This window comes from Serratia sp. GW822-FHT06E05 (assembly GCF_058799445.1).
On record NZ_JBXALM010000012.1, the window covers coordinates 122,005 to 146,459 of the forward strand.

General features: G+C 56.1%; 23 protein-coding genes. 17 read left to right on the forward strand and 6 right to left on the reverse strand.

All coding sequences use genetic code 11. The annotated features are described in order from the left end of the window. Window positions 1–45: 45 nt before the first annotated feature. A complete protein-coding gene (gene aqpZ / locus AC1RKC_RS22330; RefSeq protein ID WP_041414261.1) occupies window positions 46–741 on the reverse strand; it encodes an aquaporin Z in 696 nt (231 codons plus the stop codon). A gap of 447 nt (window positions 742–1,188) precedes the next feature. On the opposite strand from aqpZ, the gene AC1RKC_RS22335 reads away from it, so the two are divergent. Next, a complete protein-coding gene (locus AC1RKC_RS22335) occupies window positions 1,189–2,553 on the forward strand; it encodes an esterase-like activity of phytase family protein (protein ID WP_116691200.1) in 1,365 nt (454 codons plus the stop codon). A 56-nt stretch (window positions 2,554–2,609) separates the two neighbouring features. On the opposite strand, the gene AC1RKC_RS22340 is transcribed toward AC1RKC_RS22335, so the two are convergent. After that, window positions 2,610–3,785 (reverse strand): low temperature requirement protein A, encoded by a 1,176-nt coding sequence (locus AC1RKC_RS22340; protein ID WP_046374390.1) that lies wholly within the window; start codon window positions 3,783–3,785, stop codon window positions 2,610–2,612. A 307-nt stretch (window positions 3,786–4,092) separates the two neighbouring features. Between AC1RKC_RS22340 and AC1RKC_RS22345 the strand changes: the two genes are divergently transcribed. Both AC1RKC_RS22345 and AC1RKC_RS22350 read left to right on the forward strand, forming a co-directional pair. Beyond that, complete coding sequence (locus AC1RKC_RS22345) at window positions 4,093–4,377, forward strand: YdgH/BhsA/McbA family protein (protein WP_020825418.1); 285 nt, start codon at window positions 4,093–4,095, stop codon at window positions 4,375–4,377. A gap of 239 nt (window positions 4,378–4,616) precedes the next feature. After that, entirely contained in the window at window positions 4,617–5,174 is a 558-nt protein-coding gene (locus tag AC1RKC_RS22350) for a class I SAM-dependent methyltransferase (protein WP_020825419.1), read from the forward strand. Here the strand turns inward: AC1RKC_RS22350 and AC1RKC_RS22355 are convergent. Beyond that, the gene (locus AC1RKC_RS22355; RefSeq protein ID WP_020825420.1) at window positions 5,171–5,635 is read right to left on the reverse strand and encodes a GNAT family N-acetyltransferase; all 465 of its coding nucleotides are present in this window, start codon (window positions 5,633–5,635) and stop codon (window positions 5,171–5,173) included. The two genes, AC1RKC_RS22350 and AC1RKC_RS22355, sit on opposite strands and share 4 nt — an antisense overlap. Before the next feature lie 216 nt (window positions 5,636–5,851). On the opposite strand from AC1RKC_RS22355, the gene AC1RKC_RS22360 reads away from it, so the two are divergent. The 6 genes from AC1RKC_RS22360 (at window position 5,852) to AC1RKC_RS22385 (ending at window position 12,228) form a co-directional block, all read left to right on the forward strand. Beyond that, complete coding sequence (locus AC1RKC_RS22360; protein WP_046374389.1) at window positions 5,852–6,967, forward strand: ABC transporter substrate-binding protein; 1,116 nt, start codon at window positions 5,852–5,854, stop codon at window positions 6,965–6,967. Next, a complete protein-coding gene (locus AC1RKC_RS22365) occupies window positions 6,960–9,089 on the forward strand; it encodes a TonB-dependent siderophore receptor (RefSeq protein ID WP_115059902.1) in 2,130 nt (709 codons plus the stop codon). Before AC1RKC_RS22360 ends, AC1RKC_RS22365 begins: the two co-directional genes overlap by 8 nt. A gap of 90 nt (window positions 9,090–9,179) precedes the next feature. Continuing rightward, window positions 9,180–9,698 (forward strand): GNAT family N-acetyltransferase, encoded by a 519-nt coding sequence (locus AC1RKC_RS22370; protein ID WP_020825423.1) that lies wholly within the window; start codon window positions 9,180–9,182, stop codon window positions 9,696–9,698. Window positions 9,699–9,813: 115 nt separating this feature from the next. Further along, complete coding sequence (aroL, locus tag AC1RKC_RS22375) at window positions 9,814–10,338, forward strand: shikimate kinase AroL (protein ID WP_020825424.1); 525 nt, start codon at window positions 9,814–9,816, stop codon at window positions 10,336–10,338. A 173-nt stretch (window positions 10,339–10,511) separates the two neighbouring features. Further along, window positions 10,512–11,558: an aldo/keto reductase gene (locus AC1RKC_RS22380; protein ID WP_115059900.1), complete on the forward strand. Its 1,047-nt coding sequence runs from the start codon at window positions 10,512–10,514 to the stop codon at window positions 11,556–11,558. Window positions 11,559–11,640: 82 nt separating this feature from the next. Then, window positions 11,641–12,228 (forward strand): TetR/AcrR family transcriptional regulator, encoded by a 588-nt coding sequence (locus tag AC1RKC_RS22385; RefSeq protein ID WP_020825426.1) that lies wholly within the window; start codon window positions 11,641–11,643, stop codon window positions 12,226–12,228. Here the strand turns inward: AC1RKC_RS22385 and AC1RKC_RS22390 are convergent. Next, window positions 12,185–12,943: a helix-turn-helix domain-containing protein gene (locus AC1RKC_RS22390; protein WP_020825427.1), complete on the reverse strand. Its 759-nt coding sequence runs from the start codon at window positions 12,941–12,943 to the stop codon at window positions 12,185–12,187. The two genes, AC1RKC_RS22385 and AC1RKC_RS22390, sit on opposite strands and share 44 nt — an antisense overlap. A gap of 101 nt (window positions 12,944–13,044) precedes the next feature. On the opposite strand from AC1RKC_RS22390, the gene AC1RKC_RS22395 reads away from it, so the two are divergent. The 7 genes from AC1RKC_RS22395 to ppnP all read left to right on the forward strand — a co-directional run bounded on the left by AC1RKC_RS22395 (window position 13,045) and on the right by ppnP (window position 18,979). Further along, window positions 13,045–13,449, forward strand: a complete 405-nt coding sequence (locus AC1RKC_RS22395; protein WP_020825428.1) for a nuclear transport factor 2 family protein — start codon at window positions 13,045–13,047, stop codon at window positions 13,447–13,449. Between the two features lie 46 nt (window positions 13,450–13,495). Further along, entirely contained in the window at window positions 13,496–13,696 is a 201-nt protein-coding gene (locus AC1RKC_RS22400) for a YaiA family protein (protein WP_020825429.1), read from the forward strand. Between the two features lie 599 nt (window positions 13,697–14,295). Continuing rightward, a complete protein-coding gene (locus AC1RKC_RS22405; protein ID WP_115059891.1) occupies window positions 14,296–15,069 on the forward strand; it encodes an IclR family transcriptional regulator in 774 nt (257 codons plus the stop codon). A gap of 199 nt (window positions 15,070–15,268) precedes the next feature. Further along, complete coding sequence (locus tag AC1RKC_RS22410; RefSeq protein WP_020825431.1) at window positions 15,269–16,834, forward strand: OPT/YSL family transporter; 1,566 nt, start codon at window positions 15,269–15,271, stop codon at window positions 16,832–16,834. 31 nt (window positions 16,835–16,865) lie between these two features. Continuing rightward, the gene (locus AC1RKC_RS22415; protein WP_046374380.1) at window positions 16,866–17,795 is read left to right on the forward strand and encodes a DUF1177 domain-containing protein; all 930 of its coding nucleotides are present in this window, start codon (window positions 16,866–16,868) and stop codon (window positions 17,793–17,795) included. 4 nt (window positions 17,796–17,799) lie between these two features. Continuing rightward, window positions 17,800–18,477, forward strand: coding sequence for an AroM family protein (locus AC1RKC_RS22420; RefSeq protein WP_493092522.1), 678 nt, complete (start codon window positions 17,800–17,802; stop codon window positions 18,475–18,477). A 211-nt stretch (window positions 18,478–18,688) separates the two neighbouring features. Next, on the forward strand, window positions 18,689–18,979 hold the full coding sequence (gene ppnP, locus AC1RKC_RS22425; RefSeq protein WP_020825434.1) for a pyrimidine/purine nucleoside phosphorylase: 291 nt from the start codon (window positions 18,689–18,691) through the stop codon (window positions 18,977–18,979). Window positions 18,980–19,170: 191 nt separating this feature from the next. Here the strand turns inward: ppnP and rdgC are convergent, their stop codons facing one another. Both rdgC and AC1RKC_RS22435 read right to left on the reverse strand, forming a co-directional pair. After that, window positions 19,171–20,082 carry a recombination-associated protein RdgC gene (gene rdgC / locus AC1RKC_RS22430; RefSeq protein WP_020825435.1) on the reverse strand — a complete coding sequence of 304 codons (912 nt, stop codon included), beginning with the start codon at window positions 20,080–20,082 and terminating at the stop codon, window positions 19,171–19,173. A gap of 88 nt (window positions 20,083–20,170) precedes the next feature. Beyond that, on the reverse strand, window positions 20,171–22,783 hold the full coding sequence (locus AC1RKC_RS22435; protein WP_115059883.1) for an ATP-binding protein: 2,613 nt from the start codon (window positions 22,781–22,783) through the stop codon (window positions 20,171–20,173). 141 nt (window positions 22,784–22,924) lie between these two features. Here AC1RKC_RS22435 and AC1RKC_RS22440 point away from each other — a divergent pair, with 141 nt between their 5' ends. Then, window positions 22,925–24,445 (forward strand): sugar ABC transporter ATP-binding protein, encoded by a 1,521-nt coding sequence (locus AC1RKC_RS22440; protein WP_020825437.1) that lies wholly within the window; start codon window positions 22,925–22,927, stop codon window positions 24,443–24,445. Window positions 24,446–24,455 lie beyond the last annotated feature (10 nt).

Sequence of the window (24,455 nt, forward strand, 5' to 3'; positions counted from 1 at the left end):
CATTGGATATAGCGGCTGCCCTGACAGAACATTACCGGGTATAAATTACTTCTTGTCTTCCAACAGGCAGCGATAAATCAGGCCGCCGATAGCACCACCGACTAATGGCACCAGCCAGAATACCCAAAGCTGTTGCAATGCCCAGGTTCCCTGGAATATTGCAACACCGGTACTACGTGCCGGGTTAACAGAAGTATTGGTTACCGGAATACTGATCAGGTGGATCAGCGTTAATGTCAAACCAATGGCCAGCGGAGCAAATCCTGCCGGTGCACGTTTATCTGTCACGCCATGAATAACGATCAGGAAGAATGCGGTCAATACCAATTCAATAACAATTGCGGATTGCAGAGAATAACCGCCCGGTGAATGTTCACCGTAACCGTTGGAAGCAAAGCCGCCGCCGGTAGGATCAAAACCTGCTTTGCCGCTGGCGATCAAATACAACACCGCCGCTGCAGCAATCCCGCCAATCACTTGAGCAATCACGTAGGGAATAACGTCTTTCGCGGCGAAGCGACCACCGGCAAATAAACCTACGGTAACGGCCGGGTTAAAGTGCCCGCCAGAAATATGGCCAACGGCATAAGCCATAGTGACTACAGTCAGACCAAAAGCGAGTGCGACACCAAGAAAACCAATACCCAGTTGTGGGAATGCAGCTGCTAATACTGCGCTACCACAACCACCGAACACCAACCAAAATGTGCCAAAAAATTCGGCAAAAAGTCGCTTTGACATAGATTCCATCCCACGGAAAATACTAACGGGCGTTAGCACTAAAAACTATAGAACACCTTTTTAAATTAATGCAGGTTTCTATAAGTAATTTCTTAATGCACCTTGAGTAACAGCGGGTATTAAATCCCCGGGAATTAATTTTGTCTATGCGACTTCATCCCTATTCTTAGGTTTTTCGTGCGTTTGCTGTTTTTTTTATCGCTGTTATAAGAATTTACCCTAAGCTTAGGTGGTATAGGTATTTTTAGCGGAAAATAGCTATGGTTAAATTTGATTTTCTATCTGTTTTTTCCATTCGAATTGTCTGCGTTAATTGCTAATTCCTATTTGCCATATTTAATTATTGCTGCAATTCATAGCATTAGGTCCGTTTGTCATCAGGCTGTCATGTAAGACTAATACCTTAGCAAGCTGCCAACTCTACCCCCATAACACTGAGCCAACATCATGAAAATAAAATCAGTTTCGCTGTTAATCAGCGCGTTGTTCCCCCTGTTTTCTTATGCTGCCACCGACGTTGAAGTGGCTCGTTATATTGTCAGTTTTCCGGGTGGCGAGCATGTGAGTTATCAGGGAGCATTCGCCAAGAATTTCCCGCAAGGATTACCGGTGGGTATCGGATCGGGCCTGGTATTCAATGGGCGCGAGGGTAAGGACTTGCTGTTAACGACGTTGACCGATCGCGGCCCGAATGCCGACGCGCCTGCGGTAGGCGATCAGGAAGCGAAAATCTTCGCTAATCCGCAGTTTGTGCCGTTGCTGATGGATATTCGCGTTGGCGACGGCAAGGCGGTCGCCAGCAACTTGCGTCCGCTGCATGACCAGCAAGGCCCTATCAGCGGATTACCGCTACCGGCGGGGTTGATTGGTTCAACCAATGAAGTAGCGCTGAGCGACACGCTGAAAACGTTGGAAAGCGATCGACGTGGGCTGGATACCGAAGGCATCACGCCGGACGGTAAAGGCGGCTATTGGCTGTGTGATGAATATGGTCCATTCCTGATCCATATCGACAATCAGGGCAAGATCCTCGCCAAATACGGCCCGACCCCGGAGCAGGGGGAGCAAGCAGTGGCCAGCGGGTTACCGAATATCATCAAGTGGCGCCAGCCGAACCGGGGCTTCGAAGGGATCACTCGTTTGCCGGACGGCCGTATTCTGGCTGCGGTGCAGAGTACGCTCGACGTCGATGGCAAGAGTAAAAACAAGGCGCAGTTTACGCGGTTGGTCAGTTTTGATCCGGCCAGCGGCAAAACGGCCATGTACGGCTATCCGATCGATATCGACAGCTATAAAAAAGCCAAAGACGCCAAGGTGGGTGACATCGTGGCGGTGGACAACCAACATATCCTGCTGGTTGAGCAGGGCAGCGATAAAGACAAGCAGATGATCAATAAGATCTATCTGGTCGATCTCAGCCAGGCGAGCGATCTGACGGCTTTCGACGGCCAAGGCAAGGCGCTGGAGTTTGACGATGCCAAAGATCTCGCCAAGCGCGGCGTGAAGCTGGCGCAGAAACGTGAAGTGGTGGATCTGCGTAAATTGGGTTGGCAACAGGAGAAGGTAGAGGGCCTGTCGCTAATTGACGATCGCACCCTGGCGGTGATTAACGATAACGATTTTGGCCTGCAGGCCAAGCTGGTGGACGCACAACCCAAGGCCAAGAAAATCGGCGATTATCAGCTGGATAAACAGGGCAGCCTGAGCCTGGACGGCAAAGCGGTATCCACCCGTATCGAGCTGCAACCGCTGGAGAAACCGGAATCGCTTAGCGAGCTGTGGGTGCTGACGCTACCGCAACCGCTGAAGTAAATAAGGCAACAGGGGGCGACGTCTCAATAGCGCGCTGCCCCCTGTTTTCTGGTTTATCAGTGAACGCCGCCGGCCTGTGGCGTTCTGCCGCGTGAAATACTCTCCCACACCGCGACGGCCACCATAATCAGCGTGGTCAGGCCATTCACCATCAGTAAATCGGTGAGGTAAGCTATCGGCGCCAATACCGCCAAAGCGATCAATCCCACCAGGTGCGAAAGCGGGAACCGACGATACACCAACCGCTTGTAAAGTGCGTTGGCGAGCAGGTAAATCGCCGGGCCCAGCAGCAGCACTGCTGCCGTCACATTGTCGATATGGCCGTCAGGGTGGGCGATCACCAGTTCATTGGCAACGGCGCAGACGATGATCGCGCCAACCAGCACCACGTGTACGTAATGGAAGTTAGCGCCCAGTTGGCCGGGGTTTTCCGCCTGGCTGATAGCATGGCTGCCGGCTTTGCTGCTGGTATCAAAATAGACCCACCACATCGCCAGGCTGCCGAGAAACGCCACCAGTGAGGCAATCAGCACCGGTGCGCTCCAGGACTCCATTTCGCTGAGGGTCGAACCGGTAATCAGAATGGTTTCCCCCAACGCTACGATCACGAATAGTTGGCAGCGTTCCGCCAGATGATGGCCTTCGATAGTCCATTCGCTGCTGCTGTCGGAGCGACCCAGCACCGGTAAGCGGAAACCGAACATCGGCGAAACGTATTCGCACAATACGGCCAGGGCCCACAGCACCAGTCGGTTATGACCTTCCGCCAGGCCGCCAAGGATCCAGAACACCGCTGAAATACACATCCAGCCAAGAATACGGCGGAAGTTTTGTTTCAGTGGATGGTCGGCGGGCAGCAGGTTCAGCACCACGCACGATCGGCCCACCTGGATCGCCACGTAAAACAGCGCAAAAGTCAGCCCGCGTTCGCCAAAGGCCTGTGGCAGAGCAGAAGAAGCGAACAGGCCCAACAACATGATGCCAAACAGCAGAATACGGATAGGACGGGTATCCGGGTTAAACCAGTTGGTGACCCAGGCAGTGTATTGCCAGGCCAGCCAAACGGCGAACCACAGCAGCAGCGTTTCCACCGCGCCGGTCAGCGTCAGATGGTGCAGCAGGTAGTGGGAAAGTTGGGTAACGGCAAAAACGTAAATCAGATCGAACAGCAGTTCCGAAAACGAAACCGAAGCACCATGACCATCACGAACACGCAGTAAGGTTTGCGACATAGGGAGTCCTTCCATAATGATAACCTTCAGAAATAGCGTAGTTCAGTCGCGGTTGCGGGGAGAAGAATCTTAAAAGGGGCGGTTTTTATATTCCCTGGCCAAACGGACTTTAAATTGTCATCTCTCAGGGGTAGAGTGACGGTATAGACCCGCTTTGTCCTGTCAGAGACATACCTGCACGTACTTCCTCCTTATTTTCATCACAATGATTGATGTTCTTTACATTGGATTACGTCTGCTTTCATTGCCTGGTAGATAATTAACTCCACTGATACGAGAAAATAAACAAAAACATCTGGAGTTCATTATGAAACTATTACCTGGCATCGCAGCAGTTCTTTTGGCAGCCGCTTCATTCTCTTCCTTTGCAGCGCCGCTGTCATCGGTAAAACAGATCAATACAGAGCAGGCCAGCGGTATGCAAAGCCTTGGCGTAGTGTCGGTTTCCGGCGTTAGTGGTTCTCCGGGCGATGCGGTTCACGCACTGAAAGAAAAAGCTCAGGCGGACGGCGCCAGCAGCATTCGTATTATCGGGTTGGACACCCCGGGGGATTCCAGCAACTGGCGCGGTAATGCGGAAATATACCGTTAATCGTCTGCAGTAAATAAAATTCGGCCACTGTAACAGGTGGCCGATAAAATAAACGGGTGTGGATAATAATCTGACCGGTAATGCAATTACTTGATTACCCGATGATGATGTCCACACCCTTTTTTATCTGCGCTCGGTTGCATTTTATTACAACTGTGTCGGCGGTTTTAGGAAACATGTTAATGAATACTTAAGGAATTGGGGTCAGATTGGTGACTACTCAACCTAAGGAGGCCCCAATGTTAAACGCGACACGGCTGCAACTGAAAAACCACTTTTCCTACCTCCAGCAGTTTATGGCTTCGCCGCGCACCATTGGTACGCTGGCACCTTCCTCCCCCTGGCTATGTCAGGCGATGTTGAATCAGGTTGAATGGACCGGGGCGCTGTCGATCGCCGAACTGGGCGCGGCGGACGGCGTGCTGACCAAGCGGATATTAGGCCGGATGCGTGCAGATGCTTCGCTCGAGGCCTTTGAAATCCAATCTCATTTTGTTCATCAGCTGCGGAAAATTGACGATCGTCGCCTGCAGGTGATGGATCGCTCGGCTGAAGAGATGGCCGGCGATTATGACGTGGTGTTCTCTTGCCTGCCGTTGCTGTCGATCCCGCTAAAAATCAGCATGCGTATTTTGCAGCAGGCCCAGCAGCGTTTGCTCGCGCGCAACGGAACCTTGGTGCTGTTTCAGTACAGCCACCTGTCGGAAAAGCTGCTGTCCCGCTATTTTCACTGGAAGCGGCTGCGGGTGGTGCGCAACTTCCCGCCGGCGTTGGTTTACATTTGCACGCCGCGTTAGCCTAGCTTTTTTTCCATCACCACCACTTCGCCATCATATTGCCGTCGGCGTTCGATGGTCTGCCAGCCCCAACCCGCATACAGCGCCTCGGATTTATCAGTGATCAGGTGCAATACGGGGTGATTGCGCTGGCGTGCCAACAACACGATGGCCGCCTCAAGCCGCTGTGCAATGCCCTGGCGACGGTGATCCGGGTGGACGAATACGCCGGCCAGCCAGGGAGAAAGGTCCATCCGATGATGATCGTCGCTCGGCCACAGGCTGGCCATGCCCAGCGGGCGTTCGTCCTCGATCGCCAGCAGGGTGGTGTAATCTTCGCTCGGCTGCGCGCACTGGGCAAAGCGTTGGCGCGTGCGTTCCAGTGAACCGCCGCGTTGCGAACCCCATTGACCAAACGCCCATGCGGCGCAAACGTCGCTGAACTGTGGGCACTCCGCCAATGGAATAATACGTTGGGTCATCTCGGTACCTCCTGAATTATCTGTAATCTGGCTTGCCACAGATCGCATTATCGACCGATTTTTTAACTTTATAAAACGGCATTTATAGCGATTTTTCACGTATCAGCGCCGAAATAGCGTGATTCAGCGGATTTAACCGATCCGCCAAGCGTTGTGATTGAAAGTGTTAATGAGAGTGATTATCATGCGCGCATATTTTACCGATCCGGCTTACCCATGCGCAATTCCCTCATGTTACTGCTGTTTTCCTTGCTGCTTGGCGTTTTTAACGTTCAGGCGAAAATGGTCACCGACATCACTGGTCGCCAGGTTGAGGTGCCGGATAATCCGCAGCGCATCGTGGTAGGTGAAAGCCGCATGCTGTATACCCTGGCGTTGCTGGAGCCGGGTAATCCTGCGCAACGCATTGTCGGCTGGCCGGAAGACATGGCGCGTTTCGATGCGCAAAGCTGGCAGCTGTATACGCAGAAATTTCCTCAGATCAAAGCCATACCCTCTATCAGCAAGGGCAACTTCCGCCAGGTTAACATTGAAAATCTGATCCAGTTGAAACCGGATCTGGTGATCCTTGCCCGCTATGCGAAGGAGGAGGGCGACAGCGATTTGCTGCTAACGGCGCTGAGTAAGGCGGGTATTGCCGTTATCTACGTCGATTTACGGGTCGACTTGCTGCATAACACCGTACCCAGCGTTCGACTGCTGGGTGAGGTGCTCAACCGTCAGCAGCGTGCGGAGCAGTTTATCGACTTCTACCAGCAGCATATGGGGGTGATCCAGCAGCGCCTGGCTGGCTATCGGGGGCCAAAGCCCAAGGTCATGCTGCATTTGCACCTCGGGCGGCGTGAAACCTGCTGCACCACCGCGGCTCATGGCAATCTCGGCGATCTGCTGGCCTTTGCCGGCGGCGACAATATCGCCAGCGCCAGTATCAAAGGGGTTTATGGCGAACTGAACCCCGAAACCATTCTGACCGCCAATCCTGATATTTACATTGCCACCGGCATGGCCGGTCCACAGGGTAAGCGCTTTTCCGATTTGCGTCTGGGGCCGCTGGTTACCCAGCAGGAAGCGGATGAAAGCTTCCGTCAGATCATGCAAAAACAGCCGATGCTCGCCAACCTGAAAGCGATAAAAAATCATCAGGCCTGGAGTATCTGGCACAACTTCTATCTCAGCCCGTACCACGTCGTGGCGGTCGAAATGTTCGCCAAAGCGTTTTACCCGGATCTGTTTGCTGACATCAACCCGCAACAGACCTTTAAGCAACTCTATCAACAATTTTTGCCGTTACCTTTTTCAGGGACCTATTGGAGTCAGTTACAAAATGAATAATACCCAGCGCGGCTGGTGGTGCGCACTGCCTCTGGCGGCCTGTGCGTCTGCACCGGCGATCGGCGCCGACAAAACCGCCGAAAAAGAACCAGGGGAAACGCTGGTGGTGGTCGGCCAGGCCTCTGCGAAGGGCGTGCAAAGTTATCAGCCGCTGACCAGCGTGACCGGCACCCGAACCGAGACCAGCCTGCTGAACGTGCCGCAGGCAATCGACGTGGTGCCGCAGCAGGTGATTACCGATCAGGCGGTCAGCAGCCTGGATGAAGCGCTGTATAACGTCAGTGGCATTACCCAGGCGAACACCTTGGGCGGTACCCAGGACGCGGTGATGAAGCGCGGTTTTGGTGATAACCGCGACGGCTCCATTTTGCGTGACGGCGTTCGTTCGGTGCAGGCGCGTAATTTTACTCCGACCACTGAGCGGGTTGAGGTGCTGAAAGGCCCGGCTTCGATGCTTTACGGCATGGGGGAACCGGGCGGGATGATCAACATGATCACCAAAAAGCCGCAGCTGCAGCAGCACACCCATGTGGAAGGCTGGGGCAGCAGCTTCAAGGGCGGCGGCGGTCAGTTGGACGTCACCGGTCCGCTTGGTACCTCCGGGTTCGCCTACCGGATGATTGTCGATCACGATGAAACCGATTACTGGCGTAACTTTGGTCGTAACCGCCAAACGGTGATTGCGCCGTCGCTGATGTGGTATGGCGAGAGCACCACGGTACGCGTTGCCTACGAACATATGGAATATCTGGTGCCGTTCGACCGCGGCACCATCATTGATTCGCGCACCGGCAAACCGGTAAATACGCCGAGCGACCGCCGCTTCGACGAAAGTTATAACGCCACGCGGGGCGATCAGGACAGCGTCACCCTGCAGGTTGATCAGGTGCTGAATGAAAGCTGGAAAAGCTCTCTGACCTACGCCTATAGCCGTAACAGTTACAGTGACAATCAGGCGCGCGCGCTGGCTTTGGATCCTGAAACTGGCGTGCTGTCGCGCCAGGCCGACTCCACCGCCCATGCTGTCAGCCATGCCAACGCGGTACAGCTGACGCTCAACGGTGACGTTGACTGGGGCAGCATCAACCACCAGATGCTGTTTGGCTTTGATTTTGAAGATAACCGTACCTACCGCGGCGATATGATCCGTGGCAAGAAGAACAGCGATTTCAATATCTATGATCCGGTGTATGGCCTGATGCCAACCTCGAACGCCGTCAGTGCCAAAGACAGCGATCAGCGTGAAAACCTCACCAGCTACGGCTGGTTTATGCAGGACTCCGTTCAATTGACCGATAAATGGTTGGTGATGGGCGGGCTGCGTTATGACGCTTTTGACGTTTTTGCCGGTAAAGGGCGGCCGTTTGTCACCAACACCGACAGCTCCGACGGCAAATTAGTGCCGCGCGCCGGGGTGGTCTACAAACTGACGCCCTATGTGTCGCTGTACAGCAGTTACACCGAGTCCTTCAAGCCAAACTCGTCCATTGCCAGCCAGATTGGCTCATTGCCGCCGGAGCAGGGTAAGGCCTGGGAAGTCGGCAGCAAGGTCGAATTGCCCAACGGCGTTACCGGGACCCTGGCGTTGTTCGACATCACCAAACGTAACGTGATGGTCAGCGAACTGGTGGATGGTGAAACCGTCACCCGAACCGCCGGACGCGTACGCTCGCAGGGCGTGGAGTTGGATGTTGCCGGCAACATCACTGATTCGTTAAGCATGATCGGTTCTTACGCATACACCGACGCGCGGGTGGTAGATGACCCGGACAACAAGGGTAAGGAGATGACCAACGTGGCGCGCCATACCGCCTCGCTGTTCCTGACGCAGGATCTGGGTTCCCCAGGGCTGTATAGCGGCGACAACGTACGCATTGGCGCAGGGGCGCGTTATGTTGGCCGTCGTCCAGGCGACGCTGCCAACAGTTTCAGTCTTGATAATTACACCGTTGCCGATGCCTTCGCCGCTTACACCATGCCGGTGCAGGGTTATCGGGTGAAGTGGCAATTGAACGTGAAGAATCTGTTCGACAAAACCTATTACCCTTCCAGCGGCGGCAATTTGCGCGTGGCGGTAGGGGAACCGCGAGAAGTGGTGCTGCGCGCCAGTGTCGACTTCTGATTTTTCGTACAGGAATACGTCCCGGCGAGCAGGTATCTGCCGTCGGGGAAATCTGGTTAAATAGCCGGCCCCGTTGTTAAGGAGAACCCGATGAGCCTGCAAATCCGTTTGGCGCAGCCGCAGGATATCGCTCAACTGATAGCCGTTGAGCGCTCGGCGGCGCAGCTGTTCCATCAACAACCGGCCTGGCGTTTTATCGCTGAAGGTCCGGTGATGAGCGCAGAGCAGCATGCTGATTTTATTCAGCGACAGAATGAATGGCTGGCGGAAGGTGCGGCGGGGGAGGTTGCCGGCTTTATCGCCGTCGTGCCACAACAGCAGGATTGGCATATCGCCGAACTGTCTGTGGCTGCCAACTGGCAACGTCAGGGCATCGGGCGCCACCTGCTCGTTGAGGTTGCGGCACTGGCCGCGTTATCGGGCGCGCAGCGCCTGACGCTAACCACTTTTATTGACGTGCCCTGGAATGCGCCTTATTACCGGCGTCTGGGGTTCAGTCCGATAGCCGCCGAACGGCTCAGCCTGTCGTTGAGGGCAAGGTTGGCGGAAGAGGTGGCGCAGGGTTTTGCTGCAGGCAGCCGCTGTGCCATGGAATTTACACTATCGTAAATATTGAAATACAGGCTGATGGCGGTATGATGCAGCAACTACGCCATCGCACGATCTGCACGCTGGATTTTGGCGTGCTAACGCATTCAAGTCACCGTATAAGGGACAACCCGTAATGACACAAACCATTTTTATGGTGGGCGCGCGCGGCGCCGGTAAAACCACGGTGGGCAGTGCACTGGCGTTGGCGCTGGGCTATCAATTCACCGATACCGATCTGTTTATGCAACAGACCACGCAAATGAGCGTGGCGGAAATGGTCGCAAATGAAGGCTGGCTGGGATTTCGCCGCCGTGAAAGCATTGCTCTGCAAACCGTCACCCAACCGTCAACTGTAGTTGCCACCGGTGGCGGTGCGATCCTGGCGGAAGAGAACCGTCAATTTATGCGTCAGCACGGCACCGTCATTTATCTGCGCTCACCGGCCGAGGTGTTGGCGCAGCGGCTGGAAGAGTACCCGCAAGACGCGCAACGCCCCACGCTGACCGGTCGTCCGATCGCTGAGGAGATGCTGGAAGTGCTGGCCGCCCGCGAGGCCTTGTATCAGGAGACCGCGCACTACGTGATGGACGGTACCGGTAACCCACAGCAGGTGGTTGAAAAGATCCTCGCCGTACTGCAATTGGAAACGGTAAAGTAATCCCCTCTGACATTTTCGGGCACCGTGCCGCGTGCCCGAGCGCTTCGTATCTTCCCTTGGTTTTTGCCTTCGCCGCAGATTGCGCTTGCTTTTATAAATGATGAATGACATATATAAAATAATGATGACCATCATCTATTTTGATAAATGCAACGTAATCGTGAGGTTTTACCATGAAATACACCACCTTTGGCCGCAATACCGGCCTGCGCGTTTCTGAACTGGCATTAGGAACCGGCAACTTTGGCACCGGCTGGGGCTACGGTTCGGAAAAAGAACAGGCCAAACAGGTTTTCGATCGTTATGTCGACGCCGGCGGCAACTTTATCGACACGGCTGATACTTACCAATTCGGCCAGTCAGAACAGATGGTAGGGGATTTCATCGCCGCCGAACGCGACCGTTTCGTGGTCGCCACTAAATACACCTTGGGTGCTGCGCCGGACGCGGGTATTGCCTCTACCGGCAACAGCCGCAAAAACATGATTGCCTCGGTAGAGAGCAGCCTGAAGCGGCTGAAAACCGATCGTATCGATCTGCTGTGGGCGCATTTTTCCGACAACCTGACGCCGCTTGAAGAGATCGTTCGCAGCTTTGACGATCTTATCCGCGCCGGCAAGATCCAATATGCCGGGTTGTCCAACTTCCCAGCCTGGCGCATTGCCCGCGCAGATACGCTGGCAGAACTGCGTGGCTGGGCGCGCATTGCAGGTATACAGGTGGAATACAGCCTGGTAGAGCGGACCGCAGAACGTGAATTGCTGCCGATGGCCGAAGCGCTGGGGATGGCCGCCACCCTGTGGTCGCCGCTGGGCGGTGGTTTGTTGACCGGGAAGTATCGCCATAGCGATGCTGGTCGATTGAGTGAGTTGGGGCGCCTGGTGCATCGCGAAAAAGACACCGCGTTGCTGGATGAAGTGCTGGCGATTGCGCAAGAACACCAGGCCCTGCCGACCCACGTTGCTATCGCCTGGCTGCGCAACAGGGCCGCGCATTCCAGCACCAGTCTGATCCCTATTCTGGGTTCGCGCACGCTGGACCAGTTAGAGGATACGCTGGCGGCGCTTGATTTGACGTTGGACGAGCAGCAGATGGCGCGTCTGGATCGGGTCAGCGCGATTGAACCGGGCACGCCTCACCGGCAGATTGCCGACACGCTGGCGCGTGCGCAGGGCGGTGACAGTTCCCGCTTTGCCGCGCCGCGTACCCCGCGCGCCTGACTCTTTGGATGAAAGGCATCATCTATTGAGCGCTGTCGGTGGATAGCCTAAGATGATGCCTGATTGATAAGGAGAAAATGCCATGGCACGGGTTTCAAAGCAGCAGATGGAGCGCAATCGCGAGGCGATTGAGCAGGTGTCTTCACAGCTTTTCCGCGAACGCGGCCTGAATGGCGTCAGCGTTAACGATCTGATGGCGGCCGTGGGGCTGACGCACGGTGGTTTCTATGGCCATTTTGCTTCCAAGGACGAACTGGCGGCGGTGGCCAGCCGCAGGGCGGCAGAGGAATCTGCTCAGCGCTGGGAAGCAGCCAGCCGTCAGCCCGACCAGCACAATTTACAGACTCTGGTTGACGCCTATCTGAACGTCAGGCACCGCGACTGCCCGGGCGAAGGCTGCATGGTTGCCGCTCTGGCCGGTGACGTGGCGCGCGAAGAGGCGGATAAACCCGTGCATCAGGCTTACCTGAGCGGTGTGAAAGCCATGTTGGCGCGGCTGGAGTCGCTTTCGCCAGATGAACAACAACCCCAACGACAACAGCAGGCGCTGGTGCAGATGGCGATGCTGGTGGGGGCACTGACGTTGGCAAGGGCAACGCAGGGCGATGCGCTGTCAGAACAGTTTCTTAACGCGACGCGTCAGGCGCTGTTACCGACTGAGGCTGACTAAAATACAGCCCCGGCGTGGTGCCAAAACGCTGACGGAAGGCGGCAATATAGGCGCTGACATTGTCATAACCGTATTCGCCGGCGATTCGACCGACCGATTCACCACGCGAAAGCGGCTCCAGCGAGCGAATCACCCGTGCTTGCTGGCGCCAACGGGCGAAGGTCACACCGGTTTCGCTGATAAAACGGCGGCTGAGGGTGCGTACGCTCACCCCGGCCCAGGCGGCCCAGTCACTCTGGGTACGCGCGCTGGCGGGTTCATTCAGCAGGGCGCGGGCGATTTTCAACAACCTGGCGTCCTGCGGTAGCGGTAACTGCAGCGGTACGCTCTCTTCCACAGAAATCTCATCCAACAAGACCCGCAATAGGCGTTGTTGCGCCGGATCCAGCTCTTGTCCGGCAAAAGGAGCAATACGTTCCATTAACGCCTGAATCAACGCGGAGGCAGGGCTCAGATGCGGCTGCGCCGGCAGCGTCGCACAGTAGGACTCCGGCAGATACAGACTCCAGCCGACGACGTTGCCGCATGCCAGTGCCTGGTGCGCACAGTTGGGTGGCAGCCAGCCGATACTGCCGGCGGTCATTGCCCATTGGCGCTCCCGGGTTTCCAACGCCATCATGCCATGGGTCAACAGGTAGATCTGTCCGCTGGCATGCTGGTGCCAGGGCGTCAGGTGTTTTTTCTCATGCCAAAGTCGCTGGCTCTGCAGGATCATAATGATTGGCCGATTTGCAGTATTAAAAGTCCGAGTGTGGTTATTATGCCATGCCTTGTTCGTTTTATGATCTCCGCGTCATTCACTTCTGGAGATCAACCATGACCCCGAAAACCCCCACAGCCCTGGTGCTCGATGCCTTGCAAAAGGTTGTCGCCGCCCCGCAACATCAGCCGACGCTGATCGCTGAGCTTTTCAGTGCGGATTACCGTCAACAGGTGGACGGCAAGACGCTGGACTACATGCAGTTTGTGCAACACATGGCGTTGCTCAAGCAGTTGACTCGCAGCATGACGCTGGAGATGGTCGCCATTGCCGGACAGGACGATTCGGTGTTGACGCATCATAGGGTGCGGGTGGAAAAGCGCGATGGCAGCCTTAGTCTGGTTAAGGTGCTGGCGCATTTCACCGTACGTGACGGCAAAATCTGCGCCTGCGATGAACTGACGCAACTGCTGGAAGGCGATCACGCCGATCGCGATCTGGGGTCACGCATGTCGGTATAAATCGCGCTGCTATACTTAATCCTGTGGAATCACACGGGAGATCAACATGCGCGAAAATAACCGACCAGGCTATCCGAGAACCGCCCGAGTGGTCGCCGTTGACCGGGGCGATCCCAGCTTGCATATGCACCGTTTCGAGGTGCGCACCGACGATATAGAACCCAATACGCTGCTCAGCGAGCACGCAACCGAGCAGGAAGCGTTGGATGCCAAGCACCGCTATGAGGACCCTGCGTTGGAAGACTAACCGTTATCCCTCAGAAACCGGCGTAAAGCCGGTTTCTTGTTTTTACCGCTATAGTCTCTGTTTTCCAGTCTTTTATTGATCATCATTTTGTGATTTTTATCGCCCCTATGGGTGTTTCACTTCTGGGAAAAGAGATGTCCAATTCCGAGTTACAGGCGTTGTTTCAACGCCATATGCTGATGTTGTTGCAGCAGGCGTAGTCGTCTCAACCGCCTTAAACGTTACCCCAAAGACGCGTTTCGTTTTGCCTACGCTGCCGGGCGACACTTTCTATAACGGTGTGGTGGAGTTAATTGTGCCGATCGATTTCAGTCTGCATAACGCTCGCTTCTGATTCTGGGGCGGCAAAGCGTATTTTGTTTGCTCAGGTGAATGGCGTTTTCAGCAGCTTGTGCTGATATTTCCCCCAGCTTAAGTAGATGTGCAAATTAATTTCCCTCATGACTTTGGCGATCTTTCCGCTATTTTATTTTCAAAAGCATCATTCTCTTTAATTTTCCGCAGCGTAAAAAATAAACTGCTTGACGATAAGTTGTGCGAGTTTTAGTTTCTAATTATCGAACAGGAACTAAGTTCCATATAGTGGAACAAGGCGTGCCATGACAACCCTGGAAAATGCCGCAGCGGTATTAAAGTTATTTTCACAACAACGAATGATGCACGGACAACCCGGTATTTCATTCAGCGATGTGGTGAACCAACTGGCGCTGCCGAAAAGTACCGTATCGCGCCTGCTGCAGACCATGGAAACACAGGGCATGCTGGAGCGCGATCCCGACAGCAAGCTGTATAAAATCGGTCGCTTGCTGTTATCGGTTTCCAGCCATTATTTGTCGACACCGCTGGTGGACAGCGTGGCGGCCAGCATGGTGCAGCTCAGTCAACTGACTTGCTGCACGGGTTATGTTTCGGTGCTCGAGGGGCAGGAGATCATGGTGATGCGCATGTTCCCGGGCCGTCACTTCCTCCAGGTAGTGACGCCGGCGGGCAGCCGTTCACCGGCGGCGGAAACGTCGGTGGGCAGGGCAATTTTGGCGCGTGACAGCGATGAACAGGCTATTGCGCGCTATGCCGCGGGTTACCGTGTGGCTTCGCCCAATGCCCCGCAATCGCCGGATGCGTTGTTGAGCAAGCTGGCGCAGATTCGGCGGCAGGGCTGGTCCCTGGCGCGTAACGAAACCTTGCAGGGTATCAGTTCGTTGGCGACAGCGGTGACCAACAAACACCGCAATGAGACGGTGGGGCTCTGTTTATCCTTTGCCACCCAAGCGGACGAACAACCGTTTTCTCCTGCCGTATTAGAAGCGTTGATGACGGTATCTCGGCAATTAGCGGAAAAGTTCGGTGATGATTATTGGCAACAGATCAAATAACGCATCGAAATAGTTCTGCTAGCACGGAGTAATTAATGAAAGCCAACACCAGGGAATTCGTTAGTTATTTCACTTAAGGTTACGGGTCAAAAAATTATTAATTCAAATCGTAGTTCCAAATACCGGAACTACGACGGCAGCCTGACGCCGAAAAATGACCTTTGCCATGCGCCAGCGAATATTCAGGGAAATTGACTCTATGAAATCCAATACCACCATAAATCCGTTGAAAGATATCGGTACGCTGCTGGTGATGGTGATTCTGTCCATCGTTGGGGCGATCATCGGTGTGCAGCTAATCACTACGTTGGGCGTGACCCCCAATACGTCGATCATCGGGGCGCTGTTCGCGATGCTATTGGCGCGCATTCCGCTGCAAATGTTCCAGCGTTATCGATCGGTACATACGCAAAACCTGGCGCAAACGGTGATTTCCTCCGCCACCTTTGGCGCTGCCAATTCATTGCTGATGCCAATTGCCGTGCCTTATGTGATGGGGCAGCCGCAGCTGATCCTGCCGATGTTTTGCGGTGTGGCCGTGGCAATGTTGCTTGACGCCTATCTGCTGTATCGCATGTTTGACACCAAAATCTTTCCTGCCGCCAACGCCTGGCCGCCTGGCGTTGCGGCGGCGGAAGCCATCAAGGCCGGCGATCGGGGGGGCAAACAGGCCTGGTTACTGGTGGTGGGCGTGGCGGTGGGGATCGCCGGGTCGATGCTTAAAATCCCGATGGCGGCCTTCGGCACCGCATTTATCGGCAATATTTGGGCTTTGGGGATGTTTGGCGTCGGCCTGCTGCTGCGCGCCTACGCAGAACCTATGGCGGGTTTCGACATCAATGCGCATTTTATTCCTCATGGGGTAATGGTTGGCGCCGGATTGGTGGCGTTGATCCAGGTGGTGCAGGTGATCCGTAGCAAAAACGTCGACGCAGCCGGTTACAGCCAGGCAGATAGCGAAGTCAGCAAGGCGCTGGGGCTGGGAGCCGTTGGCTATATCGTTATCGCTGCGTTGCTGGCGTTGGCCGGCGGGCTGTATAGCGAGATGTCGCTGACCATGCTGGTGTTGTTTGTTATTTATGCCGCGTTCGCCGCCTTTGTGCATGAGTTGATCGTCGGTATCGCCGCCATGCACTCTGGCTGGTTCCCGGCCTTTGCGGTGGCGCTGATCACCCTGATCATCGGCATTTTGATTGGTTTTCCGCCGGTGGCACTGTGCGTGCTGACCGGGTTTACTGCCGCCACTGGCCCGGCGTTTGCCGACATGGGGTTTGATCTGAAAGCCGGCTTTATTCTGCGCGGCTACGGCAAAGATTTGCAGCAGGAGCTGTTGGGGCGTCGCATTCAACTGTTTGCCGCCTTGATCGCCTTTGTTATTGCCATCCCGGTGGTGTACTTCGCTTACAGCAGCTACTTCCTGCAGGACCTGATCCCACCGGTAGCGCGGGTGTACGCCAAAACCATCGAGGCGGGCGCTCAGCCGGGCATTGCCTTCAGCTTGCTGATCTGGGCCATTCCCGGGGCCATCGTGCAGCTGATTGGCGGGCCCAAACGCCAGCTCGGCGTGCTGTTAGCTACGGGCCTGCTGATCAACAACGCGTTGGCGGGGTGGGCGGTGCTCCTTGGCATTGCGCTGCGCATCCTGATTATCCGTCGCTGGGGCGACAAGGGCCGCACGCCGATGGAGATCATGGCGGCCGGTTTTATTGCCGGTGACGCGTTGTACAACTTTTTCAATTCGATTTTTTCCAGCAAAGGGAAATAACCCCCCGGTTAAATTGTGAGGTCAGCCGATTATGAGTTTGCAACAAACGCTGCAGGTTTTTGAATTAATAGATAATGCCTACGTGAGCGGTCAGGACGTCGTCGATCTGTTTGCGTCTTATCCCGGCATCCGGGCCAGTACGTTGCGTGCCAGCGGACCGAAAGGCGCCACCGATTTCGTGCGCATCGATATCCCCGGCAGCGCCGGTAAAAACCAGGGTGGGGATGCGCCAACCCTGGGCATTGTCGGCCGGTTGGGCGGCATCGGTGCGCGGCCTACGCGCATCGGCTTGGTGTCCGACGGCGACGGGGCAATTGCCGCGATTGCCAGCGCGTTGAAGCTGGCAGAAATGCAGCGTAAAGGGGACGTGTTGCCGGGGGATGTCATTATCACTACCCATATTTGCCCTGACGCGCCAACCCGCCCGCATGATCCGGTCGATTTTATGGATTCGCCAATCGACGACGTGACGATGAACGACAATGAAGTGGTGGCGGAAGCCGATGCAATCTTGTCTATCGACACTACCAAAGGCAACCGCATCATCAATCACAAAGGTTACGCGCTGTCGCCGACGGTGAAAGAAGGCTACATCCTGCGGGTGGCGGAAGACTTGCTGCGGATTATGGAGATGACCAGCGGTCGTCCGGCGGTGACGTTCCCGATCACCACGCAGGACATAACGCCGTACGGCAATGGGGTGCATCACCTGAACAGCATCCTGCAACCTTCCACCGCGACTTCTGCGCCGGTGGTTGGCGTAGCGATCTGTACCGAGTCGGTGGTGCCGGGCTGCGGTACCGGTGCCAGCCATGAAGTGGATATTGCGCTGACCGTGAAGTTTGCGGTGGAAGTGGCGAAAGAGTTCGGGCGCGGTACCTGCCAGTTTTACCAGGCCGATGAATACGCGCAGCTTCTGGCGTTGTACGGCAGCCTCAGCCACCTGCAAAAAAGGAAATAACCGGATGAATGCCTCATTTGCCACGCTGACTATCGGCCAGGCGCCGCGTAACGACATCATGCCGCTGCTGTCGGCTTTTCTGCCCGCGGATCAGGTGAGGCATGTCGGGCTGTTGGATGGACTGAGCTTCGGCCAGATTGACCAAGGCTACGCTCCTATGGCCGGTGAGAAGGTGCTGGTTTCACGATTGTTGGACGGTACGCAGGTGAGGCTGGGCGCCTCGCGGGTCGAAAAGGGATTGCAGCAGAAAATCCGTGAGCTGGAAGCCGAGGGCTGTGAAGTGATCCTGCCGCTATGCACCGGAGAATTTGGCCGACTGCACGCCGAACGCGCGCTGTTGCTGGAGCCGGATCGCATTATTCCGCCGCTGATTTCCGCCATTGTCAGCCAGCATCGGGTCGGCATTGTGGTGCCGGTAGCGGAGCAAATCAGCCAGCAAGCAGGCAAATGGCAACGGCTGGCGACGCCGCCCTGTTTCGCCGTGGCCAGTCCCTATCTGGCGGACGACGCGGTGCTGGAACGGGCGGCAAGTGAGTTGCAGCGACAAGGGGCGCAGGTGGTTGTGCTGGATTGCATCGGCTATCACCGCCAGCATCGCGATTTCCTGCAGGCGCGGCTTGAAAGACCGGTGCTGCTGTCCAACGTGCTGGTCGCCAAGTTGGCGGCTGAGCTAATTAACTGATTTAATATAGAATAAATCCTTAGTCTGGCGAATGACAGCGGCTGTCTGGCGCGTTTTTATCAGCGGATCCAGAGTGCCAGGCTGAGGAGCCATTGCCCGGCAGAATTTTACTCTGCGTCGCGATCGCATTTCGCGTGAAAAACCAGTGACAGATCAACCACAATCCCCCAATATGGATTTCCCATAAAGTTGATTACGCGGGTGCCAGTCTATGCTGAAAGTGAACGAGTATTTTGCCGGAAAAGTGAAGTCTATCGGTTTCGATAGTAGCAGCATCGGCCTTACCAGCGTCGGTGTGATGGAAGAGGGTGAGTACACCTTCACCACCGCCCAGCCGGAAGAAATGACCGTGATTACCGGGGCGTTGAAAGTCCTGCTGCCGGGCTCGCCGGACTGGCAGGTGTTTATGCCGGGTGAGAAGTTCTTCGTACCGGGCCACAGTGAGTTCAACCTGCAGGTTGCCGATGCAACCGCTTATCTGTGCCGTTATTTGAGCAAGTAATTCATACCCTTCTTACTTGAAGCTGCTGCGTTGTTGGCTGCATACGCACACCCCAGTCACTTACTTGAGTAAGCTCCTGGGGATTCCCGCACTTGCCGCCTAGCTGCAACTCCAATTAATTTGGGTATGCTATCTGTGTTGCGAAGCTACTCATGTGGAACAAAGGCGCAGCGATTTGCGCCTTTGTGTACTTAACGCTGGGCTTCGCCACCCAGAGCTTCGATGGTGTTTTTGATTAACGCCGCCAATTCGCTGGTCATCAGGATGAAATCGGCATCAAAACGCTGGGCGAAGTCGTCACGATCGATATCGTCATTCTGCTCACGCAGCGTATCGGCGAACTTCAGACGCTTCAACGAGCCGTCATCCGCCAGCACCAGCTGAATGCGCTCTTGCCAGTCCACTGCCAGCTTGGTTACCAGTTTGCCGGCTTCAATATGTACCGCAATTTCATCGCTGATCAGGTTCTGCTTTTTGCAGCGGATCACGCCGCCGTCTTCCAGAATCGCTTTCAGTTCCGCCTCGTCCTGAATAATAAAGCCGGCCGGCAGCTCACCTGAACGCACCCATTCGGTCAGCGTCAGCTCGATCGGGCTTTCCATGGTCAATGGCACTACCGGCAGAGAGCCCAGGCTTTTGCGCAGCAGCGCCAGGGTATCTTCCGCGCGCTTGGCGCTGGCGGCGTCAACCATGATCAGATCGTTAACGGTGTCGATCCACATAAAGGTTTGGTTAAAACGGCTAAAGGCGCGCGGCAGCAGGCTGTGCAGCACTTCGTCTTTCAGCGCGTCTTTTTCGGTTTTCTTCAGTTTACGGTGCTGCTCGCCTTCGAGGCGTTCAATTTTGGCCTGCAGCTCTTGCTTGATGACCGGCGACGGCAGGATTTTTTCTTCCTTACGTGCGCAGATGACGATCTGGCCGTTAACCGCATGCGTCAATGCGTCGCTGTGGGAGCCCATCGGGGAGACCCAGCCGGTTTTCGCCATGTCCTGGCTGCCGCACGGGGTGAAAGCAAAAGCGCTGAGCTGTTTTTCCATTTCATCCGCGTTTAGCGCAACTTCGCGGCTCAAACGGTAAACCATCAAATTCTTAAACCACAGCATAATGTTATCCCTGGCTGGGCGTGCACCTGGCACGCTTATTCATCAAAAGCAGGGCGGCATAATAACGAATCAGAGGCGAAAAATCGCCTCATTCCCTCCGAATTGCGTCGCCGTCCGCGTTTGAACGTCGTGCTCGTTGCAGCGCCAACGCCAGTTGCCTCTGGCTGAAAGGCTTACGCAGCAGTTCAACGTTTGGCAGATTTTCTTCGTGCTGACGGCGGATGTCCTGGCCGCTGATCAGCAAGGCGGTAAGCAGTGGGTTAATCTCTCGCGCCAGCCCAATCACCTGCACACCGTCCAGTTCGCCCGGCAGCATCAGGTCGCTGATCAGTATGTCTATATCCGGCGTCTGGCGCAGCAGCGCCAAAGCTTCCTGACTGTCCGCGCTGTCCAGCGTCAGGTAGCCGAGCTGGTGCAAGTGTTCGCACAGCGTATGGCGAACGTCATTTTCGTCTTCCAGTACCAGCACCAGATTATCCGTGTTCTTGCATTCTTCGAGCTGCGGGGCGGGAACTTCCTCTATCGCCGCCGTAGGCGCTCGCGGGAGCTGCAGGCGCACCAACGTGCCTTTGCCCGGCGCGGTTTCAATCTGGACCCGTCCACCGGACTGGCGGACAAAGCCGTAAACCATCGACAGCCCCAGGCCACTGCCGCTGCCTACCGCCTTGGTGGTGAAGAAGGGTTCGAACACCTGAGCCTTCACCTCTTCCGACATGCCGCAGCCGGTATCAATCACTTCCAGCGCCACCATGTCCTGCTTTTTGCCGCCGCTGCGCACCACCCGTTGGTTGTAGATGCGAATATTCACCACGCCGCTGCGGCCTTCCATCGCATCCCGCGCGTTGACCACCAGGTTGATGAGCGCGTTCTCCAACTGATTGGCATCGATCCAGGCAGGCCAGCCAGGGCGCTGTGCCTCGATGCTCAGCGAGAGCGTGCTGGGCAGTGAATGGCGCAACAGCTCCTGCAAATTTTCCACCAGCGATTGCAGCGTGATGGCCTGCGGGTGCAGCGCCTGTTTTCGGGAAAAGGCCAGCAGCCGCTGGGTAAGCTGTGCGCCGCGTTCGGCGGCCTTCAGTGCCCGAATAATGCGCTGTTCGGTCTGTGCGTCCTGCGTTTGTTGAGTGGTCAGTTCCAGGCTGCCGATAATCACCGCCAGCAGGTTGTTGAAATCATGCGCCAGGCCGCCGGTGAGCTGGCCGACCGCCTTCATTTTCTGGCTGTGCAGCAGCGCTTCTTCCAGCGCTTTGCGCTCGGTGCGTTCCAGCACCACGTTGACTACGCCACGGTTCGGTACCGGACTGAAGCGTAGCTCTACGGTACGACCATCGCTCAGGCGCAGTTCCTGCGGCTGTGGCAGTTCGCTAGACAGGTTGGCCAGCACCGCTTCCCAACGTTGACCCGCCGGTGGCGTAACCTGTTGCAGTAGCTCGCGGTAGTGCAAGCCGCGGTGCAGCTGGTGTTCGTTGAGCCCCAGCAGCACGGGGTATTGCGGGTTCCACACCACCAGTTGACCGTCGTTATCAAACAGCGCAAAACCGTCGCGCATCGCCAGAAAGGTGGTTTCCAACTGGGTGCTTTTTTCTTTCAGCAGGCGGGAGGTCTGCTCCAGCGAGGCGGTGTTACGGGCAAAGACGTTAAATGCCCGAGCCAGCTCGCCCAGTTCGTCGCGGCGTTGCAGCGCCGGTACGCTGACGTCACGTTCGCCACGCGCCAGCCTCGTCATGGCACCGGCGATCGCCGTCAGGTTGGAACCGAGATTGCGGTAGATATACAGTCCGGCGAAGCCGGTAATCACCAGTGCCAGCAATGCGAACAGGCCGATAAACCAGCTTATGGAACTGAGCTCATGATGGGTCTGGTGGGTGCGCAGCTCCGACTCGTTGGCCACCTTTTGCACGTAAAGGTTGATATCGTCGTTGAGCATCGCGACTAACGCTTTGATATGGTAGGTGTAATAGGCCAGGGCCAGGTCGCTTTGCTCCAGCTCCAGCGTTTCGGGCAGCAGGCGCTGTTCGCTGAGCCGAAACTGCCGCATTTTCTCGTCTACCAGGACATCCGGGCTGTGTTGCGGCCAGTAGGCCATAACGTTGTCGAGCTGCTGGGCTGCGGCCTTGGGAGTAGGGGTCTGTATGGCGATCGCCAGCAACCGGTCGATCTGGCTAAGCAGCGGCTGCGAGGGCTGGTTAAGGTTATTGCGCTGATTGAGGGTGGCGATATGCCGCAGCGTGCTCTGCGACTGATACAGCCCGCTGAGCAGGATATTGCGCTGCAGATGCCGTTGGTGTCCCAGATCCAGCATGCGCGTTACGCTGCTTTCCAGCGCGTTGCTGCGGCTGATGATGCGCTTGACCAGCGCCGGTTCGCTGTGGGCCAACGGGGCGTCTGCCAGCCGGCTGAGTGAGGTTTGCAGCACCAGTTGCGTTTGCTTCAGCCGGGCGGATTCGCTCTGGTATTCCAGCGCACCCACCACTTGCGAGAGTCGAATAGCCGCGGTCGCCACGTTGGAGGTATCCCGGCTCAGCGCCATGCTGCCGTTCATTTCTGCCAGGGTTTGCGCCTGCATCTGTTCCTGCAGCTTGCCCGCATGGTAGAAACCGAAGATCGCCACGCCGCTGACCATCAGCGTCACCGCCACCACCAGCAGATTGAACATCAACAGGCGCCCACGCGCGCCGGCAAGGAAAGGCAGTCTGCGCATCGAATCCCCCGTAACTGACTGTTCGCAGTATAAATCCCCGTCCCATTAACAATATGACAAAGATGAACGGGCGCTGACATTTTGCATTTATTTATGCGTGGTTAACTGCATGCCATCCGAACCGCAACCTGAGGTATGACGATGAGCGCGACCCCGATTCTGGAAATGCACAACATCGCCAAGAGTTTTGGTCAGTTCTATGCGCTGAAAGGCGTCAACCTGACGGTGTATCGCGGTGAGATCCACGCGCTAATGGGGGAAAACGGCGCGGGTAAAAGTACCTTAATGAAAATATTGGCCGGCGCTTATATCGCCAGCAGCGGGGAAATTTTTATCGATGGGCAGCCGTTCGCCATCAAGGGGCCAAAAGATGCCCTGGCGGCAGGCATCACGCTGATTTACCAGGAAATGAACTTGGCTCCGAATCTGACGGTGGCGGAAAACATTTTTCTGGGCAGCGAGATCCAGCGTGGCGGCCTGGTGAAGCGCGGGCAGATGTTGCTGGAAGCGCAGAAGGTGATCGATCGTTTGGGGGCGCAGTTCAGCGCCGGCGATCGCGTGATGAAATTAACCATCGCCGAGCAGCAACAGGTGGAAATCGCGCGTGCGCTGCACCGTAACAGCCGCATTCTGGTGATGGACGAACCTACAGCGGCGCTTTCTTCACGCGAAACGCATCGACTGTTCGAGCTGATCAAACGGCTGCGCGATGAAGGCATGGCAATCATTTATATCAGCCACCGCATGGCGGAGGTGTACGAGCTGTCGGATCGCGTCAGCGTGCTGCGCGACGGTCAGTATGTTGGCAGCCTGATGCGCGACAAGCTGTCCGCCAGCGAGTTGGTGCGCATGATGGTGGGCCGCCCGCTGAGCGACTTGTTCAATAAGGAACAGGGCATCCCGGTGGGGGAACCTCGCCTGACGCTGCACGGCCTGACTGACGGCAAAAAGGTGAAGCCGGTCAGCCTTCAGGTCCGCGCCGGTGAAATTGTCGGCCTTGCCGGGCTGGTGGGCGCCGGGCGTTCCGAACTGGCGCAGCTGATTTTCGGCGTGCGCAAGTCCAGTGGCGGTACGGTGGAAGTCGACGGCAAGCCGGCCAGTATCCACTCGCCGCGCGATGCCATTGCTCTGGGCATCGGCTTCCTCACCGAAAACCGCAAGGAGCAGGGGTTGTTTCTCGATCTGGCCGCGCATGAAAACATCGTGATGGCGACGCTGGAACGTGACGGTCGCTATGGCCTGCTCAATCGCCGCAAGGCGCAGCGTATTTCCAGTGACGCTATCGGCCTGCTGAATATCCGCGTGCCGCATGCTCAGGTGCGGGCCGGTGGTCTGTCCGGCGGTAATCAGCAAAAGCTGCTGATTTCACGCTGGGTAGCCATTGGCCCACGGATCCTGATCCTCGATGAACCGACACGCGGTGTGGACGTGGGGGCCAAGAGCGAGATCTATCGCATCATGAGCCAGATGGCACAGCAGGGCGTGGCCATCCTGATGATTTCCAGTGAATTGCCTGAGGTGGTCGGCATGAGCGACCGGGTTTACGTGATGCACGAAGGCAGCATTGTCGGGGAACTGGGCGGCGGTGAGATCAGCCAGGAAAACATCATGACGCTGGCCACCGGCGTTGACACCACCCAACCGCAGGCGACTACCGCATGAATAATTCCAT

Bases quoted from the DNA above. Each gene is read 5' to 3' on its own strand.
- AC1RKC_RS22340 (WP_046374390.1), bottom strand. From the start codon at position 3,785: ATGTCGCAAACCTTACTGCGTGTTCGTGATGGTCATGGTGCTTCGGTT.
- AC1RKC_RS22400 (WP_020825429.1), top strand. From the start codon at position 13,496: ATGCGCGAAAATAACCGACCAGGCTATCCGAGAACCGCCCGAGTGGTC.
- AC1RKC_RS22405 (WP_115059891.1), top strand. From the start codon at position 14,296: ATGACAACCCTGGAAAATGCCGCAGCGGTATTAAAGTTATTTTCACAA.
- AC1RKC_RS22420 (WP_493092522.1), top strand. From the start codon at position 17,800: ATGAATGCCTCATTTGCCACGCTGACTATCGGCCAGGCGCCGCGTAAC.
- AC1RKC_RS22370 (WP_020825423.1), top strand. From the start codon at position 9,180: ATGAGCCTGCAAATCCGTTTGGCGCAGCCGCAGGATATCGCTCAACTG.
- AC1RKC_RS22365 (WP_115059902.1), top strand. From the start codon at position 6,960: ATGAATAATACCCAGCGCGGCTGGTGGTGCGCACTGCCTCTGGCGGCC.
- AC1RKC_RS22355 (WP_020825420.1), bottom strand. From the start codon at position 5,635: ATGACCCAACGTATTATTCCATTGGCGGAGTGCCCACAGTTCAGCGAC.
- rdgC (WP_020825435.1), bottom strand. From the start codon at position 20,082: ATGCTGTGGTTTAAGAATTTGATGGTTTACCGTTTGAGCCGCGAAGTT.
- AC1RKC_RS22335 (WP_116691200.1), top strand. From the start codon at position 1,189: ATGAAAATAAAATCAGTTTCGCTGTTAATCAGCGCGTTGTTCCCCCTG.
- AC1RKC_RS22415 (WP_046374380.1), top strand. From the start codon at position 16,866: ATGAGTTTGCAACAAACGCTGCAGGTTTTTGAATTAATAGATAATGCC.
- AC1RKC_RS22380 (WP_115059900.1), top strand. From the start codon at position 10,512: ATGAAATACACCACCTTTGGCCGCAATACCGGCCTGCGCGTTTCTGAA.
- AC1RKC_RS22395 (WP_020825428.1), top strand. From the start codon at position 13,045: ATGACCCCGAAAACCCCCACAGCCCTGGTGCTCGATGCCTTGCAAAAG.
- AC1RKC_RS22345 (WP_020825418.1), top strand. From the start codon at position 4,093: ATGAAACTATTACCTGGCATCGCAGCAGTTCTTTTGGCAGCCGCTTCA.
- AC1RKC_RS22440 (WP_020825437.1), top strand. From the start codon at position 22,925: ATGAGCGCGACCCCGATTCTGGAAATGCACAACATCGCCAAGAGTTTT.
- ppnP (WP_020825434.1), top strand. From the start codon at position 18,689: ATGCTGAAAGTGAACGAGTATTTTGCCGGAAAAGTGAAGTCTATCGGT.
- AC1RKC_RS22385 (WP_020825426.1), top strand. From the start codon at position 11,641: ATGGCACGGGTTTCAAAGCAGCAGATGGAGCGCAATCGCGAGGCGATT.
- aqpZ (WP_041414261.1), bottom strand. From the start codon at position 741: ATGTCAAAGCGACTTTTTGCCGAATTTTTTGGCACATTTTGGTTGGTG.
- AC1RKC_RS22410 (WP_020825431.1), top strand. From the start codon at position 15,269: ATGAAATCCAATACCACCATAAATCCGTTGAAAGATATCGGTACGCTG.
- aroL (WP_020825424.1), top strand. From the start codon at position 9,814: ATGACACAAACCATTTTTATGGTGGGCGCGCGCGGCGCCGGTAAAACC.
- AC1RKC_RS22435 (WP_115059883.1), bottom strand. From the start codon at position 22,783: ATGCGCAGACTGCCTTTCCTTGCCGGCGCGCGTGGGCGCCTGTTGATG.
- AC1RKC_RS22390 (WP_020825427.1), bottom strand. From the start codon at position 12,943: ATGATCCTGCAGAGCCAGCGACTTTGGCATGAGAAAAAACACCTGACG.
- AC1RKC_RS22350 (WP_020825419.1), top strand. From the start codon at position 4,617: ATGTTAAACGCGACACGGCTGCAACTGAAAAACCACTTTTCCTACCTC.
- AC1RKC_RS22360 (WP_046374389.1), top strand. From the start codon at position 5,852: ATGCGCAATTCCCTCATGTTACTGCTGTTTTCCTTGCTGCTTGGCGTT.